The sequence below is a fragment of the Bacillus sp. FSL W8-0645 genome, from assembly GCF_038007905.1.
Classification (GTDB): Bacteria; Bacillota; Bacilli; order Bacillales; family Bacillaceae; genus Bacillus; species Bacillus pumilus.
In genome coordinates this window covers 2879745-2896795 of sequence record NZ_JBBOYC010000001.1, presented here as the reverse complement: position 1 = coordinate 2896795, position 17051 = coordinate 2879745, and the positions used below count along the sequence as shown (strand labels likewise).

Genomic DNA, 17051 nt, shown 5'->3' with positions numbered 1-17051 from the left:
GGAGAGAGCCAATATGCAAGATTTACTTATCGAATACAAACGAGCATTAAAGGATGCTAGAAAAAGATATGAACCATTTAGAGAAAAAGAAGACAAACAGCTGTCAGATCAAGAGAAGCATGATAAAAAAATTATCGCTAGTATGGTCAGCGATCTCGAATACGTCGTGGAATGGCTTCAAATTGGCAGACAGCCAGGCGCACGCAGAGGTTTAGACAGACGTTCAGTCTATCAGCGCACCATTCTAGCAAATCCAGAAGTGTTAGAGGCTTTATCACATGAATATACACTCATCCAAGAAAATGAAAAAGAATTCAGTGAGCGGGACAAGAAACGAATTGACGAAGCCTTGTCCGTTTTAACGGATCGAGAAAAGGACGTATTCTTCATGCACACAACACAAGGATTATCGTTTAGCGAGATTGCGATTATGCTGGATGTGAAAAAAGGAACTGTCCAAAAACATATGGAGAGAGCTCGGACAAAGATGTCCAAAAAAGTACAAGAACGCCTATTCGAAGCAGCTGAATAGGCGTTTTTTCTTTCACAAAATAAATGGAGCACACTTGTCTTACAGTTGCCACCTATAGTTAGAAAGACCAAACGGATGTTTGCTAGCCCTACACAAATGATTCCTTCACAGGAAATCGTTCGAATTAAAAGGAGGCGGCAGGTGAATGTAAATGAAAGATAAACGGATAGAAGCCAAGCAAGATTATATGAAAGGGATGACGTACCAGCAAATTGCTGATCATTACAATGTCTCGATCCATACCGTGAAATCATGGAAAAGACGATACGGATGGCAAAGGCCAAAAGATTCGTCAAAGCAGGCACACTCGATCTTCAATCAGTTTCTTTCAGATGAAACAATTGAAATCATGGAGAAAATGAGCGGGCGTACATCGCTTGATTTAATCTGGGATCAAATTCAAATTCAATATGCTGCCATTATTCGGGCGCAGCGCATCATGTATGTGTCAGATCAAGATGACATGATCAAAGAGCTGAAAAAGACGGCATACATGCCTTCTTCATTAGAAGAAACAGTAGAAGGCATTCAGCCAGAACAAGAAATCAGCACAGAAGAATATTCGTTTCAATTTTCATGGGATCGGCATGCCACCTTTTTAAATGCCCAATCCCGTGCAATGGGAGAGCTCAGGCGTCTCATTAAACAGTTTGAAGAGCTTGCACATACGAAGGATGAACGAAGATTAAGGCTAAAGCAAATTGAACTGACCATCGAAAAAACAAAAAAAGCAGTGCGCGAAGAAAAAGAGGAAGATCTTCACATCATGATCAAGCGAAAAGAGGATAACTCATGACGTCATTGATTGAAAAAGAAGTCAATCCTCACTTTGAACATTTTCTATTCGATTGGAATCAAAAGTTTCAATTTTTAGTAGGCGGCTACGGCTCCTCGAAAAGCTATCACATTGCGTTAAAACTCATTTTAAAGCTGCTGGAAGAAAAACGGACAGCACTTGTCATTCGAGAAGTATATGATACGCACCGCGAATCAACATTTTCTCTCTTACAAGAGATCGTCAGCGATCTTGGCATCGGTCATGTGGTGAAGTGCCGCAGTTCGCCGCTTGCCTTGACGTTTCGAAATGGCAGCAGCATCTTATTCAAAGGGCTGGACAAGCCTGAGAAATTGAAATCGATTAACAACATCTCGATGATTTGGATTGAGGAGTGTTCAGAGGTTTCTTATGAAGGCTTTAAAGAGCTGCTTGGAAGATTGAGGCATCCGTCCTTACCGCTTTATATGATGTTATCGACCAATCCTGTTGGTCAAGATAATTGGACGTACAGACATTTCTTTCGAGATGAACAGCTGAAGCGATTTGTCCTAGATGACGAAACCTTATACAAAAAACGCACCGTTGTGATCAAGGATACGTACTATCATCACTCCACAGCGGAAGATAACCTATTTCTCCCTAAAAGCTATGTTGAGCAGCTGGATGAGCTGAAAGAATACGACCCAGACCTCTATCGAATTGCGAGGAAGGGCTATTTCGGCATCAATGGAACAAAGGTTTTTCCTCAATTTGAGGTAAGAAATCATTCTGATGTATTAGAAGCCATTCAGCAGATTGATCGGCCGCTAAAACGAGCAGGCATGGATTTTGGATTTGTTGAATCATACAATGCGCTCATTCGATTAGCCGTCGACCATGAAAAAAAGTACTTATATATTTACTGGGAATATTACGACCGCGGGAAAACAGATGATGAAACAGCTGTTGACCTAAAAGAGTTCATTGAATCAAAGGAACTCATCAAAGCCGATGCAGCAGAGCCTAAAACCATTCACTATTTTCGGCAGCGTGGATTTCAAATGGTGGCAGCACATAAGTTCCAAGGCTCGCGTTTGCAGTATACGAAAAAGATCAAACGATTTAAGAAAATTATTTGCTCTGATGCTTGTCCGTACACAATCTATGAACTTCAATCACTGACCTATAAGGCAGATAAGGATGGACGTTTAGAGGAAGATGCATTTCAAATCGACCCGCACACATTATCAGCGATCTGGTATGCGCTGGATGATTATGAAGTGACGGATTTGAAACAGACCGCCTCGGAGCGTGTTCGTCCAAACAGAGAGAGGAGGTCCATACAATGAAACAATTGAAAGCAACGATTATGAAGGCAAACATGTCTGATCATACAAAACAAATGTATGCAGATGAATTTTCCTATGAAAAAGATGACATTGTTCCCCCGCCTTACAACATCAATGAATTAAAAAGCATGGCAGAATATTCAACCATTCTTCAGCAATGTATTGATGCGTACAAAACGAATATTTTAGGCTTTGGATTTGGAGTGGAATATGCCTTTGACTTTAATGCAGAAGGTGTAAAACCGGCAAAAAAGAAAGCCGCAGAAAAGGAATGGACAAGACTTGAAGAGTTTACGAAGTACATGAACTATGATGAGTCCGCTGATGTGATTCTTGGCTATGTCCTTGAAGACCGAGAGAAAACGGGCAATGGTTTTTTAGAGGTGCTGAGAGATGGACAAGGAAAACCGGCCGGAATCGAGTATTTAGATGCGCTTCATATCCGCATTTGCAAGCTTAGTGAGCCAGTCGACGTCGAATTCAGTTACACAGAAAATGGCGAATTAAAAACAATGAATCGAAAGAAACGATTCCGCAAATATGTGCAGGTGATCAACGAAAAGAAAGTCTTCTTCAAGGAGTATGGTGACCCGCGCATTTTGCATTGTGAAACAGGCAAATACGATGACACCACACCAGAGCCGCTTCGCGCAACAGAAGTAATTCATTTTAAAATTGGCAGCGGAACGTATGGGATTCCCCGCTGGATTGGCAACATCGTCAATATGTACGGAGCACGCAAGGCAGAGGAGCTGAACTATCTTTATTTTAAACAAGGGCGGCATGTACCAGGTGCCATCATTGTCGAAAATGGCATGCTGTCAGAATCCTCTTATCAGCAGCTTCAAGATTATATGGACGATATTGAAGGATCTGATCATGCACATAAATTTCTATTGCTTGAAGTTGAAGGTCTGCCGACAGAAAAAGGGTTAACGGGAGAAGAAGATGTCTCAAATGTCAAAGTAAACTTCAAATCTCTAGCCGAGATCCTGCAAGAAGATGCGCTTTTTTTAGAATACGATGAAAAAACAAGAAACAAAATCCGCTCGGCGTTTCGCCTTCCACCTATTTACACAGGTGAGTCTCAAGATTATAACAAAGCGACAGCAGATACAGCGCGTAAAACAACAGAAGAGCAAGTATTTCAGCCGGAACGGCATCTCATCACAGGAAAACTCAATACTCTTTTCCTGCCGGATCTTGATATTTGGCATGTCCGTTTTCTATTAAATGGTCCTGATTTTAGAGACCCATTAGAGATTGCCAAGGTACTGACACCATTTATTCAGGCGGGAGCAGTGTCACCAAACGATTTGCGCGATCTAGCAGGAAGAATCCTCGGAAAAACGCTAGAGGAATGGCCTGAGGAACTGTATCACCGCCCTTTAGAAAGCCGCATGAAATCAGCTGAAGAAAAGCCTCAACCAGAGCCGGACCAGCTGACGAAATAAACAGAAGCGAGTGCGCTTTTTTGAAAGGGGGTGAACATATGCCAAGAGAACTAAAAAACGCTAAAATTACGCATGTTTCCTACGTGGACAAAGCAGCGAACAAGAAGAAATTCTTTCTGATGAAAGCAAAGAAAAAGCGGCCTGACTTTCAAAAGGAGGTCAGTGTCCTGACAAAGGCAGAAGATGCTCATCGCCTCGTGTACGGTGTCGTGTATGAGCCGAATACGCCTGATGCACATCAAGACTTTATGACAGCCAAGGAAATTGAAAGAGCGGCACACGGCTTTATGAAGGATGCCCGTCATATTGACAAGCAGCATGATTTTCAGGATGGTGTTGGCGAAGTGGTTGAATCATATATTGCTCCGGCTGATGTTGAAGTGGGCGGGGAGCTGATTCGCAAAGGATCTTGGGTGCTTGTGACAAAGGCTTCCCAAGAGATTTGGGATCAAATTCAAAAAGGCCACATTACAGGCTATTCAATGGCTGGAACGGCGGACATCGTCGCCATAGAAGAAAAAGATCAGCTTCTATCTCAAGATACAAATGAGAGAGGGCTTTTTTCTTTGCTGAAAAATTTCTTTTTAAAAGAGGAAGGTGCAAACATGTCACAACCATTTTGGAACGTTTTAGACCATCTGCTGGAAACCTTACAGTCAAGTGATGGTGATGAGGCGGAAGTAAGAGCTGCCTTAGAACAGCTCATTCCAATCATGCAGGACATCCTGAAGTCAGAGGATGTCATTCAAACGATTGGTGAAAGGCCAGCAGACGTACAAAAAGAAGAGGCCGCTTTGACGACGGATCAAGTACGAGAGCTCGAAAAAGCAAAAAAGGCCATCGAAAACGTCTTGCAGCAGGCTGAACAGCAGGAAACAGAACAAACAGGGGAAGAACCTGTCCAAAAAGTGCTCGAGCAAGTCGTTGCACCGATTCGTCATCAGCTCTCTTCCTTAGAGAAATCAGCTAGCAGAGAAAAAGCAGCGATGCAGGAAGTGCTTCAGCAGCAGCTTTTGCCTATTTCAGAGCGGATTCACATGCTTGAAAAGGCAAGGGGCATATCAAAACAAACAATCCACGATACACAAAACGACACGACAAAACCCATATGGGATGGCTTACTATAAGCCGAAATAAGGAGGAAACAGTGTGAGAAATCAAGAGTTGATTCGTAAGGCTGAAATGACACTTGCCAGCTTAAAAACCGGCGGTCTCATGAACGCAACCCAATCCAACACATTCATTAGAATGATGCAAAACACACCAACCGTTTTAAATGATGCACGCATCATTCCGATGGAAAGTGATTCACAAAAAATCGAAAAAATCGGCTTTGGCCAGCGTATTTTGCGCCCGGCAGAGGAAGGCAAAGCGCTTGATGCGAAAGACCGTGTTGTCCCAGCGACAAGCACTGTCCAGCTAAATGCAAAAGAGGTCATTGCAGAAATTCATATGACCTACGACAGCATTGAAAACAATATTGAAAAAGACGGAATTCAGCAGACCATTATGCAAATGCTTGCTGAACGAGCGGCCGTTGATATTGAAGAGCTCATCGTCAATGGGGATACGACTTCATCAGATCCGTTTTTAGCCCAAATGGATGGCGTGAGAAAACAAGCAGTATCTCATATTGTTGATGCAAATGGAGCGGAAATTAGCCGCCAAATGTTTAAACAAGCCTATAAAGCGATGCCGTCAAAATATTTACGTGTACCTCAGGATTTCCGTTTCTACACATCCCCAAGTTTAGAGGTGGAATGGAAGGATCAAGTAGCAAACCGTCAGACAACTCTCGGAGATGCGGTGATTCAAGGCGGACTTTCTTCTGCATTCGGTGTGCCGGTCAAAGGTCTTGCCAATATGCAGCCATACGACAAAGCGGGAACAGACGTATCAGATATTTTGCTGACACACCCTAAAAATATTATCGTAGGTTTTTCTCGTCATATTCGAATTGAAGTAGAAAAAGATATTCGTAGCCGGAAATTTATTATAGTTCTGACAGCGAAGCTAGACAGCAAATTTGAGGAAGAGGATGCTGTAGCAAAAGTGATGAAAGTGAAAGAGTAGGTGACGGCAGGTCATGATTATTTCTCCTGAAGAACTGCAAGCCTATTCTGTATTTGAGCGTGTGAAAAATCGATCTGTAGAAAGACTGACAGCAGATATTATCGAAGCAGAAGCTGCGGTATTTCAGATCGTAGGTCATGATTTCTCAAGCGGAAAATATCAGCCCCTCCCTGAAAAAGCAAGAATCGCATTATTAAAAATGGCTCAATATTTTGCAATGTTGAATGATGATGAATCTATGATGAAAGGCTTTACGTCAGAAAAAATGGGTGATTATTCATATGCGAAGGCAGCTGATCAAGTGAAAGGCAAACCTTATGTATATGCCCTGCTTGTCGATTACATTGAACCATCATTATCGGGCGGCAGTACCAAATTAAAGGTGAGATCATTATGAGTTATCAATCTCTCTTAACAGACCGCTGTGATCTTTTTCACCTTGAACATCAGGAGGCTTCCCGAGGAAAATTTGGGATTCCAGCTGATGACTTACAAATGACTCTTTCCTATCCCGATGCGCCTAGCCTGACGGACCTGGCTTGTTATGTCATAGAAAAAAATCAGTCACTTGTGCAAGAAGAGCCGAATACAGTGATTTATCAATCCTATCTTGTCCATTTTCCTTTAGCAAGTGATATTCGCCTACATGACAAAATGGTGTGGAACGGCGTCTCACTTAAGTTGCAGCAGCCCAAAATAATGAAAAATCATCACATTGAAGTGATGGCAGTCAGGAAGGAAAATCTATGAAAATTGATGGACTTGACCGGCTACTTTCACAGCTGGAAACAGCGTGTGCTGGCGGCTTAAAAGCAGAATATCAAGATTGGCTAGAGGATATGGGCCTAGAGCTTTTGGACATCATTCAAGATGAGCTAATCAAGGAGAATGCTGTCGATACAGGCCGGCTTCTAAGCTCCTTTACGCAAGGAGACAAGGAGAATCATTTTCTCATGTCAAAAGGTGGTCTCACACTTGAAGTGGGAACGCAGCTTGAATATGCCTCCTATGTCAATGACGGACATGCTACTTCTTCAAATGGGGAGCGAAGATGGGTGCCTGGCAGGTGGGCTGGTAGCCGCTTTGAATATGATCCGAATGCAAAGACAGGAATGATGCTTGCCTCTCAATGGATAGATGGAAATGGCTACTGGGATCATGCTGTCATGCTCTATGAGCAAATGTTTGAACGGTCGCTGGATCGAAAGCTTCAAAGCTGGTTCGATCGACATTTTGGGAGGTGATGAAATGAATCAAGAAGTCGGGGCAATCATGCATTATATTTACACACACTTTCCTGTGACAATGTATGATCGACTTTTACCAGAGCGTTTTCAAGTACCATCCGTTTATGTGCCGCCCGTAACAGTCATCAGCGGTCCAGATACGGTATCTACGTTTATGAAATCTTATTCGCTGCAAGTGAAAGTGTTTCATATGGATTCAGAAAAAGCGCATGACGCGGCAGAAATAATTGTTGATGCATTGCTTGCTGATCGTCAAATGATTCAGATGATGAGTGAAGATGGAGAGGTGCTTGATGATTATGTCCGCATAAAAAGAGTGGAAACCAGAATGTTAGATCAAGGCGTAGCAGCGATTGTCCTGACGTGGGATAGCAGTTATTGGTACAACCGAGACAAACAAGCGAGCCTTGAAGATATCAACTTTTCAGATGGGGTGATCAAACGTGAGCAAGACTAAAAAAGCAGAGCCCGCTCAAACAGCTGGCGAAGAAAAAGAATTTGGCTTTTCATTTGAAGCTTTAAAGGAGCACAGTAAGGATCTTTTTGGGGTTAAACCAGAAATCCTTGAAGGTGCTCTTTTTTATATCAAACATCAACCAATTACAAAAACAGAAGCGAAAAAGCACATTGATGCTTTTTTGTCCAAGGAGGTTTAAAGGATGAACGGAGGCACATTTACACCAGGTACAGAGAAAAAGCGTCCTGGCATTTACTTTAATTTTAAAACAACAGCAGAGCAGCGAATTACTTTAGGCGATCGAGGTACGGTGGCACTTCCTCTTGTGATGAGCTGGGGAGAACCAAAAACCTTTATTTCCATTTCCAATATGGAAGACTTAAATAAAAAGGTTGGACTTAATATTGATGACAAGTCGCTTCTTCTTTTCCGTGAAGCAAAGAAAAAAGCGCAAACGGTCTTGCTTTACCGCTTGAACGAAGGGGAGCCAGCCAAAGCTGAAATCTCAGAAAACTTTGTGGTCACAGCCAATTATGGCGGTCTAAAGGGAAATGAGATCACCATTCAAGTGGCAGAAAATGTACTCGACAGCACAAAACGTGACGTCATTACTTATCTTGGAACAGATATTGTGGATAAGCAGATTGTGACGGATGTCAAAGATCTTGTGAAAAACAAATATGTTCAATTTTCTGGTGAAGGTGAAGCAGCTATCACAGCTGGTGTGGCACTAAGCGGCGGAAAAAATGGTGTGGCAAGTGTCGCAGATTATACAGCTTTCCTAGAAGCAGCAGAAACAGAATACTTTGATGTCATTGCGCTCCCAGTCGATAATAGTGAGCAATTAAAAGCAACCTTCGCTTCATTTATCGAGCGTCTACGTGATAAGCAAGGACGTAAGGTGCAAGGCGTTGTGGCGAACTATGCAGCTGACCAAGAAGGCATCATCAATGTGACAAGTGGTGTCGTGCTGGAAGATGGAACAGAACTAACACCTGCTCAAACAACAGCTTGGGTCGCAGGTGCAAGTGCAGGTGCAAACTTCAATCAGTCACTCACCTTTGTGGAATACGAAGGAGCAGTGGATACATTAGAACGCCTTGATAATGATCAAGTAGAATACCGATTATCACAAGGGGAGTTCCTCTTCACCTTTGATGCGAGAGACCGCACGGTGAGTGTTGAAAAAGATATTAACTCTTTAACAAGCTTCACAGCTGAAAAGAATCAGCAAATGGCGAAAAACAAAATCATTCGTGTGCTTGATGCCATCAACAATGATTTAACGTTCGAATTAAAAAATCTGATTAAATTACGCAAAGCCAATGGCAATGACATCCCAGCATCTGATGATGGAGTGCAACTTGTGAAAACACTGATTACACAGTATCTCACACAGCTTCAAGATGGCAGCGGCATTACAGGCTTTAACTCAGAAACAGATATCGTCATCGGTCTCAATGAAGATCGTGATGGATTTATTATCGATCTAGCTGTTCAACCAGTAGATGCAGCAGAAAAATTCTATTTCAATGTGGAGGTGAAGTAAGATGGCTTTTAAAGCGCAAAATACAATTTCAGGTAAAGAGGGTCGTCTTTTCTTAGAAGGTGAGGAACTTGCCTTTATCAAAACGTTTGAAGCAAACGTGGAAAAAAACAAATCAGAAGTCAACGTGATGGGCCGCCGAATGACTGGTCATAAAACAACTGGGGCAAACGGAACAGGAACGGCAACATTCTATAAAGTTACGTCTCGTTTCGTTCAATTAATGCTCAACTATGTGAAAAAAGGGGAAGATACTTATTTCACTCTTCAAGCGGTGATTGACGATAAATCATCAGGCCGAGGTACTGAGCGTGTAACATTATTTGATGTCAACTTCGATTCAGCTAAAATTGCTGGTCTGGATGTCGATTCAGAAGCACTAGAAGAAGAAGTTCCGTTTACGTTCGAGGACTTTGATCTTCCTGAAAAGCTGAAGAATTCCTTTTAATGAACAAAAGGCATACAAATGACGAAAATATATGTTGTTTTTATTTTATTCAACGATATGGTATAATTTTTCATAGTTACAGGGTAGCTACAAAAGAGTGACTGTGTAACCCCAAAAAGTTTCTTAGAAATATGTTTACATGCAAAGTACTTTGCATAAAATAAAAAGAAGCCAGGATGCGTCAACATCCCGGCAATGTACAATTTGGCCCTCAAGGGGCTGGCTAATCGAATAGGATACTTTAGGATAGACTTCCCTTTTACCTACCAAAGCTCAAGGGGGAGTCTATTTTTTGTCTATATACGTCAACAGGGTTATGATAAATGACCCGAAAGCAAGCATTAACATTAGTGCTTGAAATGTTGACATGAGCATCACCCCCTTCCTATCGGGGGATGAGCCAGACACCCTTGAGCTAGCCGTTCAATTGTACAATTTAAATTATACATGAAAAGATTGGAAAGCACATTCAAAAATGGATGTGCTTTTTTGCATTCAAAAAAACATAACAAAGGGAGTTTTTAAACATGAGCGAAAAACAAACATTTGATCTTTCATTTTTTATGCCAGGACAAACAGTAGAAGCAGAAGAGGTCAAAGTGCCAATTTCTAAGCGTTTTGTTGATAAAAAAGGGAATGTCATTCCTTTTGTCTTTAAAGCCATTACAACTGAACGCATTGATGAACTGGAAAAAGAAAACACCACGTTCAAAAATGTCAAAGGAAGAGGCCGTGTGAAAGACTTAGACAGCCAACGCTTCTACGCACGTATTGCCATTGAATCAACGATTTACCCAGATTTCCGCTCAAAGGAATTAAGAGAAGCCTACAGCACACAAGATCCAGTTGAAGTCGCAAAACGTGTATTATCTGTCGGCGGTGAATACGCAAACTGGTTAAACAAGGCGATTGAAATCAACGGATTCGAAGACGAAATTGAAGATTTAGAAGAAGCAGCAAAAAACTAATAAAAGATGGGGATAAAGAAGCCGTGTTTTTATATTACGCCATGCATGAGCTTCACTACTCCCCATCTGAACTCCTAGATTTATACGAATCACCAAGACCATTCAAAGCACTCCTATTTGGACTCATCAGCTACAAACTCGACATGCTAGAAAAAGAAGCAAAGAAAGGAGGGAAATAATTGGCGAAACTCACTGCACGATTTGAATTAGAAGACAAAGTATCGAAGAAGCTGCTGCGAATACAAAAGCGATTTCAAACATTTGAGAAGCAGCTCAAACCATTTAGAAAACCGGTGAAAATAAACCTGGATATAGATGACAAGAAATTAAAAAACTTCAGTTTATCACTTCGGAAAATGTCAGCGATTTCCATGAGACTGGATCAAGGAATCTTTCGTGATCTTAAAGCATTAAACAATCAGTTAAATATGCTCCCGAATCACTTGGTCATATCCATTCAAGCGAAGGGGCTAGATGTCATGAAATCCAGCATAAATCGTTTAAAGCAAGCGGGAACAAGCCCCATTATGCTGACGTTTAAACTAAACGATCAATTGTCAGGTAAAATGTCATCAATCAAAAAATCTATCTTTCAGCTCATGAACAGAACGTACTATATGAGATTAAACATGGTTGACCAAGCCACCGCTGCAATTCAACGAATCAAAAAGACACTCAAAAGCTTGACGATGTCTAAACACGAAATCAGAGTGTCTGTTCAAGACAATGCAAAGAGTAAGTTGAAAAAACGAGATCAAGCAGAGTCGGTTGTGAAAGAAAAGAAAACAAAAAAAGAATCAAATCCAGCAGCCTCTGCGAAAAAGATTCAAAACAACCAGAGCTGGCTAGGAAACTTCGGAAACAAGGCGCTAAAGGAAATTGAAAAATATGCAAGTGACGTCTCGGATAAGTTGAAGGAAAAATTGAGCCCTAGAAAATTTTGGGATGACAAGGCGTTACCTTGGATTGAAACGAAAATAGACGAATACAAGCAAGAAGTGATTGGACGAATTAGTGAGAAGATTAAAATCAACCCTGAGGAGTATCTAGATAAATGGTTTAACAAAGGGTTAGATTGGATCCTTGGTCCGAAAAATCAATCAAGCGAAAACAACAGTAGCCCATCGGCTCAAAGTCAAACTACTGAAGCACCAACAAATCCAACTCCTAATACGCAGCCAAATAAACAAAAAGGAAAAGGTTTATTTCGTAATAGCTGTTGCCCTTGTTGCGCTCGAGGTTTAAGCAGGCGTGGTTCTGATAGAACTAGAAATAGAAATAAAAATGGTCGTTCACAAAGACAACCCACAAATCCTACAGCCACTATGAGAACTGAAAGAAATAGAAGACCTCCAGGTAGACTAGGAAAACTGAAAACAAATGCAGGTAAATTTATTGGTAAAATCCCAAGTGGATTAAAGAAAGGCTCGGCTATAGCGGCTTCTGTTGCGGGGCTTGCAGGTTTGATGAAAGGTAGCGGAGGTTTAAGTGGGTTAGGCGATGCATTTAAAAATATAGGTCGAGGAAGTAGTAAGTTATTAAAAAGAGTACCTATATTGGGGAACTTATTAAGTGCAACGGATTTAATAGGAACCACGAAAGAAAACGTTGGGGAAAAAGTAGGTGGTTTCTCTGGGGGGCTTGCAGGAGGAATTAGTGGAGCTGCCATTGGTCAGGCTCTAATTCCAATACCATTTGTAGGAGCTGCCATTGGTGGTGCTGCAGGAGGAATGGCTGGTACTTATGGAGGATCAAAATTAGGGGAGATATTTGATACATCAGAACTTAAAGAGAATATTTCCAACACTTTATTTAATGGCGAATGGTGGAGTGAAAAGTGGGGGAGTGTTAAAACCTCTGCAGAAAAGTCTTTAGGGAACTTAAGTGAAAAATGGGAAGATATAAAAACTACAGCATCGAATACCCTGTTTAATTCAGAATGGTGGGCAGAACAAGCTGGATACGTTACAGGAGTTTTAGAATCTACTGTCTTTAATGGCGAATGGTGGAGTGAAAAATGGGATGCTATCAAGGACTGGACTCAAGAAAAATGGGATAGTGCAGTCGAAATATGGGATTCTATTAAGGGGAAACTTAGTGAGACTGTGTTTAACGGAGAATGGTGGGGAGAGAAGTGGAATGATGTAAAAAAATGGACAAAAGAAAAATGGGATGGTGCAGTCGAAATATGGGATTCTATTAAGGGGAAACTTAGTGAGACTGTGTTTAACGGAGATTGGTGGGGAGAGAAGTGGAATGATGTAAAAAAATGGACAAAAGAAAAATGGGATGGTGCAGTCGAAATATGGAATTCAATTAAAGGAAAAATTCGTGAAACGGTTTTTAACAAAGATTGGTGGGGGGAGAAGTGGGATAACGTAAAAAGTTGGTCAAAAAGTAAATGGGAACAGTCAAAAACAATTTGGTCAACTGCAAAAGCAACTATTTCTTCAACTCTATTTAATAAAGACTGGTGGTCAAGTAGGTGGAGTGATGTACAGTCTTGGGGTAAAAATATTTTAGGAGATTCATGGGATTTACTCAAAAATAAAGGCGCAAAAATCGCTAGTAAGCATATTACAAAATTTGAAAAAGGTCGAGAAAACGGGAAAAAAGATTTTAAACCCGATAAAAAAGCCACAGGCGGCTATATCACCCAGCCAACCTTATCATGGGTCGGTGAAGCAGGTAACGAATTTGTCATTCCAACTCAAAATAACCGAGGGCGCGGGAAGATGCTGCTTGCTCAGGCTGCTTCTCATCTTGGAATGTCTGTTATGCCAAGCGGAGCAGTTGGAAATCAAGTATCAAGCTCTCCAGCTCCTACAGCAGTAGCTTCATCATCTTCTGTCGGTTCAATAGATGGATCGGTCTCGATGACTGGGAACATTCAAGCCTCTAGCATAGGCGAGCAATTTAATAAGGATTTTGAACAAGGATTAAATCAAAAAGTGATTACACTTGATCAATGGAAACAAAAGAATATTCAGCAGCCTTTTGGTCAATTGACCTCAGACTCAAATAAGTATGGTCAGCAAACAGTTGTTGCTTTTGCGAATGGTCAGCAGGTGACACCAACAGGAACAGACAGCTTTTTGCAAAGTCGTGTAAAAGCACCATACCAACAAGTGATGACAGCATCGCCAACTTGGGGTTCTGGAACGGTTAGTGGTTTTGCCACAGGTCAAAATGCTACATCAGTTGGTACTAGCCAATACGTAGATCAGCACATCAAACAACCATTTCTACAAGTAAAACAAGAATCACCAGGCTGGGGCTCAGGAATGATGGATGCCTTTAACAGTGGCATGCGTTCAAAAGCAAGTGAAGTCACACAAGCCGCCAAAGAAATGGCGAAGAAAGTAGAGCAGGCGTTTAGAGAGGAATTAGACATTCATTCCCCTTCACGCGTCATGATGAGTCTTGGGAAATTTGCATCGATCGGTGTCGTCAAAGGGCTCGACTCAGTTGATGTGAAAAAGTTTGCTGAAAATCAGGCTGGTTCATTAATTGGAGCTTTCAGCGGTATGGGGGCTTCGGGTCTTAGTGTTCAGCAATGGCTCATGGCAGCTCTCATGGCAACTGGCACATCGATGAACTGGCTTCCAGGTCTTATGACCATTGCGCAGCATGAATCGAATGGAAATCCGAGAGCAATCAACTTATGGGATTCTAACGCTAAGAAGGGAACGCCTTCTAAAGGCTTAATGCAAACCATTGGAACGACGTTTAACGCCAATAAAGGCAAGGGCATGAATGACATTTGGAACCCAATTCATAATGCCGTTGCAGCCATTAATTACATTAAGGGCAGATATGGCACAGTCTTCAATACACCGGGATTACGAAGTATGAGAAGAGGCGGACCTTATAAAGGCTACGCAAATGGTGGACTGATTACTCAGGAGCAGGTTGCTAGAGTCGGTGAAGGAAACAAACGCGAATGGATCATTCCTGAAGAAAGAGGCATTCGCGGAAGGTATTTATTAACGCAGGCAGCCAAGGCACTTGGGATGCAAGTATATGATCCAGCAAATGCGTCTGCTCCTTTACCAGAATCACAAATGCAGCAAGTCACCTCAGTTCAGTCTTCTAGTCGTACAGCATCGTCAAGTAATAAGCAAATCACCATTCAATTGAATGGGGATCAGCATTTTCATAATGGACAAGATCAGCAATCGCTTGTCGAAAAAATTAGACAAATGCTCGTAGATGAACTGGAAGTAGAGCTTCATACAGGAACGAAGGGGGTCGTGATCGATGGGTAAATCAGTGTATCAATTGTGGATTTCCCAAGGAAAGGACAAGTTGCGATTCCCTGTCCTTCCATCCGAACTTGAAATCACAAATAACGTACAAAATGAAACGGTAAAGGTTGCCTCTTTTGGAGAACTAACCTTTATTGATGTCCCATCGGCTAAGCAAGTATCATTCACTTCATTATTTCCTAAGAAATATTCGCCAATTGCTGAATATAAAAGCATTCCATCACCAGAGAATGCGATAGCGAAAATAGAACGAATGATGCGTTCAAAGAAGTCTGTGCGGCTGATTGTAACGGGGACAAAGGTCAATATGACGTGCAGCATTGAAAGTTTCACCCATAAAGAAGGGTCATATGATATTGGCGATCGTGAATTTACGATCGAGTTAAAGGAATACAAAACCGCATCGCCTAGGAAAATCAAACGAAAGAAAAAAGCAAAACAAACGAAAAAGAAAAGGCCTTCAAAAACACCACCAAAAATGTACACCGTCAAAAAAGGGGATACGCTATGGGCGATTTCAGGCAGGTTTTATGGCGATAGTACAAAATGGCGGCGTATTTGGAATGCCAATAAATTAGCGATGATTAAACGGAGCAAACGCAATATTAAGCAGCCGGGGCATTGGATTTTCCCTGGACAAAGGTTAAAAATACCACAATAGGGGGGCTGGCATTGATCGAGCTTTTTGCCATCAGAAGCGGCACCATGTATGAGCTTGTCACAGAGAGTGTGACACTTCAGGGGCAAAGGTATCAAGCCCCTCGCTCTATTCAAGCAAATATTATCACAAAGCAAGGGAGTCAAACATATTACCGTGTCTCAGAAGGGGACACGGTTCTTTTTAAATGGAAAGGAAAAGAGCTGTTCAGAGGCATTGTGTTTTCTCGGACGCCTGTTGAAGGGAAACTGACCTTTACCGCATACGACATGCTTCAATATTTGGTGAAAAACCAAGATGTTTATGTTTTTTCAAAACAAAGAGCAGATCAAATCTTGAGACGGATTGGGGCTGACTTTCAAATTCCAATGACCTCCATCGCCAATACAGGTCATGTCATAAAATCACTAGTGTTTAAAAACGATACGAGCCTATATGACATGATTCTGAAAGCATTAAAAGAAACAAAGCGGCAAACCGGCAGAAACTATCAAATCTATTCTGCTAAAGGAAAGATGGGGCTGAGAGCTTGGCCAGATCCAGAGGACGTATGGGTCATTGAATCAGGTGTCAATCTCATTGGCTATCAGTACAGCACCTCGATTGAAGAAACAGCCACTCGTGTCAAGCTGCGCACGTCTGCGGATGAACAGGGGAAAAATAAGAAAAAAGGTAGCAAATCAGAGATTGTAGTGGTCGAACAGGATAAAGCAGGTCAGAGTAAATACGGTATTTTACAACATGTTGAGACGGTTACAGGACAAATCAACCAGCCGCAGCTGCAAAAAAGAGCCAAAGTACGGCTGGCAGAGAAAAAAGGCTTGAAACAAGAAGTCAAAAGCATCCAAGCACTTGGCATTCCTGAACTGCAAAGCGGTCTTCCAATCTATTTAAAAATCCCTGAAATCAACGTGAAAAAAACCTACTGGATCGATCAAGACAAACATGAATTTAGTGGAGTGAAACACATCATGACAATAGATGTCGTTGAGAAAAATTCCATTCCAAAGGGTGATCAAGCGTGAGGTTAAGTGAAGCAATTAAACGATTAGCAGTGAATGCTGTAGATGCCGCCTCTCCAATTGATCTGGTGGTTGGAGAAGTCACGGCAGTTTCTCCTGTAAGCATCCGGTTAAATGAAAACCATAAATTGGTCATCCCGGAAGAATTACTGATTTGGCCAAAGCGCCTTAATAAGGGTGAGGATGATGAACTGAAAAGGGGAGACAGCATTATGGTGCTGGCAATGGCAGGAGGGCAATCCTTCTACATCATCGACAAATTGTAAGGGAGG

20 protein-coding genes are annotated in these 17051 nt (G+C 41.8%); 19 read left to right on the top strand and 1 reads right to left on the bottom strand.

All coding sequences use genetic code 11. The features are described from left to right. The first annotated feature begins 13 nt into the window (after positions 1–13). The 13 genes from NST39_RS14990 (at position 14) to NST39_RS14930 (ending at position 9863) form a co-directional block, all read left to right on the top strand. Positions 14–532 (top strand): sigma-70 family RNA polymerase sigma factor, encoded by a 519-nt coding sequence (locus tag NST39_RS14990; protein WP_341029056.1) that lies wholly within the window; start codon positions 14–16, stop codon positions 530–532. Between the two features lie 151 nt (positions 533–683). After that, entirely contained in the window at positions 684–1328 is a 645-nt protein-coding gene (terS, locus tag NST39_RS14985; RefSeq protein ID WP_341029054.1) for a phage terminase small subunit, read from the top strand. Next, complete coding sequence (locus NST39_RS14980) at positions 1325–2638, top strand: PBSX family phage terminase large subunit (protein WP_445662387.1); 1314 nt, start codon at positions 1325–1327, stop codon at positions 2636–2638. Before terS ends, NST39_RS14980 begins: the two co-directional genes overlap by 4 nt. Next, positions 2635–4092, top strand: a complete 1458-nt coding sequence (locus NST39_RS14975) for a phage portal protein (RefSeq protein WP_126741600.1) — start codon at positions 2635–2637, stop codon at positions 4090–4092. Before NST39_RS14980 ends, NST39_RS14975 begins: the two co-directional genes overlap by 4 nt. A 38-nt stretch (positions 4093–4130) precedes the next feature. Next, complete coding sequence (locus NST39_RS14970) at positions 4131–5219, top strand: XkdF-like putative serine protease domain-containing protein (RefSeq protein WP_126741601.1); 1089 nt, start codon at positions 4131–4133, stop codon at positions 5217–5219. 22 nt (positions 5220–5241) lie between these two features. Continuing rightward, entirely contained in the window at positions 5242–6165 is a 924-nt protein-coding gene (locus NST39_RS14965; protein ID WP_341029051.1) for a phage major capsid protein, read from the top strand. Positions 6166–6178: 13 nt separating this feature from the next. Next, on the top strand, positions 6179–6562 hold the full coding sequence (gene yqbG, locus NST39_RS14960) for a protein YqbG (RefSeq protein ID WP_044140770.1): 384 nt from the start codon (positions 6179–6181) through the stop codon (positions 6560–6562). Beyond that, positions 6559–6915: a YqbH/XkdH family protein gene (locus tag NST39_RS14955; RefSeq protein WP_044140769.1), complete on the top strand. Its 357-nt coding sequence runs from the start codon at positions 6559–6561 to the stop codon at positions 6913–6915. Before yqbG ends, NST39_RS14955 begins: the two co-directional genes overlap by 4 nt. After that, positions 6912–7409 (top strand): HK97 gp10 family phage protein, encoded by a 498-nt coding sequence (locus NST39_RS14950; protein WP_341029050.1) that lies wholly within the window; start codon positions 6912–6914, stop codon positions 7407–7409. The genes NST39_RS14955 and NST39_RS14950 overlap by 4 nt, the downstream gene beginning before the upstream one ends. Positions 7410–7413: 4 nt before the next feature. After that, the gene (locus tag NST39_RS14945; protein ID WP_050944007.1) at positions 7414–7869 is read left to right on the top strand and encodes a hypothetical protein; all 456 of its coding nucleotides are present in this window, start codon (positions 7414–7416) and stop codon (positions 7867–7869) included. Beyond that, the gene (locus NST39_RS14940; protein WP_003212736.1) at positions 7856–8068 is read left to right on the top strand and encodes a hypothetical protein; all 213 of its coding nucleotides are present in this window, start codon (positions 7856–7858) and stop codon (positions 8066–8068) included. The genes NST39_RS14945 and NST39_RS14940 overlap by 14 nt, the downstream gene beginning before the upstream one ends. Before the next feature lie 3 nt (positions 8069–8071). Beyond that, positions 8072–9418: a phage tail sheath family protein gene (locus tag NST39_RS14935; RefSeq protein WP_341029049.1), complete on the top strand. Its 1347-nt coding sequence runs from the start codon at positions 8072–8074 to the stop codon at positions 9416–9418. A 1-nt stretch (position 9419) separates the two neighbouring features. Next, positions 9420–9863: a phage tail tube protein gene (locus tag NST39_RS14930; protein ID WP_341029048.1), complete on the top strand. Its 444-nt coding sequence runs from the start codon at positions 9420–9422 to the stop codon at positions 9861–9863. Between the two features lie 285 nt (positions 9864–10148). Here the strand turns inward: NST39_RS14930 and NST39_RS14925 are convergent, their stop codons facing one another. After that, positions 10149–10238: a putative holin-like toxin gene (locus tag NST39_RS14925; RefSeq protein ID WP_080772987.1), complete on the bottom strand. Its 90-nt coding sequence runs from the start codon at positions 10236–10238 to the stop codon at positions 10149–10151. A gap of 152 nt (positions 10239–10390) precedes the next feature. Here NST39_RS14925 and NST39_RS14920 point away from each other — a divergent pair, with 152 nt between their 5' ends. The 6 genes from NST39_RS14920 to NST39_RS14895 are packed head-to-tail and all read left to right on the top strand — an operon-like array spanning position 10391 to position 17045. Then, positions 10391–10831 (top strand): phage tail assembly chaperone, encoded by a 441-nt coding sequence (locus NST39_RS14920; protein WP_012011040.1) that lies wholly within the window; start codon positions 10391–10393, stop codon positions 10829–10831. Positions 10832–10872: 41 nt separating this feature from the next. Continuing rightward, positions 10873–11010 carry a hypothetical protein gene (locus tag NST39_RS14915; protein WP_088002055.1) on the top strand — a complete coding sequence of 46 codons (138 nt, stop codon included), beginning with the start codon at positions 10873–10875 and terminating at the stop codon, positions 11008–11010. Then, positions 11011–15099 (top strand): transglycosylase SLT domain-containing protein, encoded by a 4089-nt coding sequence (locus NST39_RS14910; RefSeq protein WP_341029047.1) that lies wholly within the window; start codon positions 11011–11013, stop codon positions 15097–15099. Continuing rightward, positions 15092–15760, top strand: coding sequence for a LysM peptidoglycan-binding domain-containing protein (locus tag NST39_RS14905; protein ID WP_106066345.1), 669 nt, complete (start codon positions 15092–15094; stop codon positions 15758–15760). Before NST39_RS14910 ends, NST39_RS14905 begins: the two co-directional genes overlap by 8 nt. Positions 15761–15771: 11 nt before the next feature. Next, positions 15772–16782 carry an XkdQ/YqbQ family protein gene (locus tag NST39_RS14900; protein WP_341029046.1) on the top strand — a complete coding sequence of 337 codons (1011 nt, stop codon included), beginning with the start codon at positions 15772–15774 and terminating at the stop codon, positions 16780–16782. Continuing rightward, entirely contained in the window at positions 16779–17045 is a 267-nt protein-coding gene (locus NST39_RS14895) for a DUF2577 family protein (protein WP_034659738.1), read from the top strand. The genes NST39_RS14900 and NST39_RS14895 overlap by 4 nt, the downstream gene beginning before the upstream one ends. The last annotated feature ends 6 nt before the right edge of the window (positions 17046–17051 follow it).

Coding starts and splice junctions, on each gene's coding strand:
- NST39_RS14990 (WP_341029056.1), top strand. CDS start 14: ATGCAAGATTTACTTATCGAATACAAACGAGCATTAAAGGATGCTAGA.
- terS (WP_341029054.1), top strand. CDS start 684: ATGAAAGATAAACGGATAGAAGCCAAGCAAGATTATATGAAAGGGATG.
- NST39_RS14980 (WP_445662387.1), top strand. CDS start 1,325: ATGACGTCATTGATTGAAAAAGAAGTCAATCCTCACTTTGAACATTTT.
- NST39_RS14975 (WP_126741600.1), top strand. CDS start 2,635: ATGAAACAATTGAAAGCAACGATTATGAAGGCAAACATGTCTGATCAT.
- NST39_RS14970 (WP_126741601.1), top strand. CDS start 4,131: ATGCCAAGAGAACTAAAAAACGCTAAAATTACGCATGTTTCCTACGTG.
- yqbG (WP_044140770.1), top strand. CDS start 6,179: ATGATTATTTCTCCTGAAGAACTGCAAGCCTATTCTGTATTTGAGCGT.
- NST39_RS14955 (WP_044140769.1), top strand. CDS start 6,559: ATGAGTTATCAATCTCTCTTAACAGACCGCTGTGATCTTTTTCACCTT.
- NST39_RS14950 (WP_341029050.1), top strand. CDS start 6,912: ATGAAAATTGATGGACTTGACCGGCTACTTTCACAGCTGGAAACAGCG.
- NST39_RS14945 (WP_050944007.1), top strand. CDS start 7,414: ATGAATCAAGAAGTCGGGGCAATCATGCATTATATTTACACACACTTT.
- NST39_RS14935 (WP_341029049.1), top strand. CDS start 8,072: ATGAACGGAGGCACATTTACACCAGGTACAGAGAAAAAGCGTCCTGGC.
- NST39_RS14930 (WP_341029048.1), top strand. CDS start 9,420: ATGGCTTTTAAAGCGCAAAATACAATTTCAGGTAAAGAGGGTCGTCTT.
- NST39_RS14925 (WP_080772987.1), bottom strand. CDS start 10,238: ATGCTCATGTCAACATTTCAAGCACTAATGTTAATGCTTGCTTTCGGG.
- NST39_RS14920 (WP_012011040.1), top strand. CDS start 10,391: ATGAGCGAAAAACAAACATTTGATCTTTCATTTTTTATGCCAGGACAA.
- NST39_RS14915 (WP_088002055.1), top strand. CDS start 10,873: ATGCATGAGCTTCACTACTCCCCATCTGAACTCCTAGATTTATACGAA.
- NST39_RS14905 (WP_106066345.1), top strand. CDS start 15,092: ATGGGTAAATCAGTGTATCAATTGTGGATTTCCCAAGGAAAGGACAAG.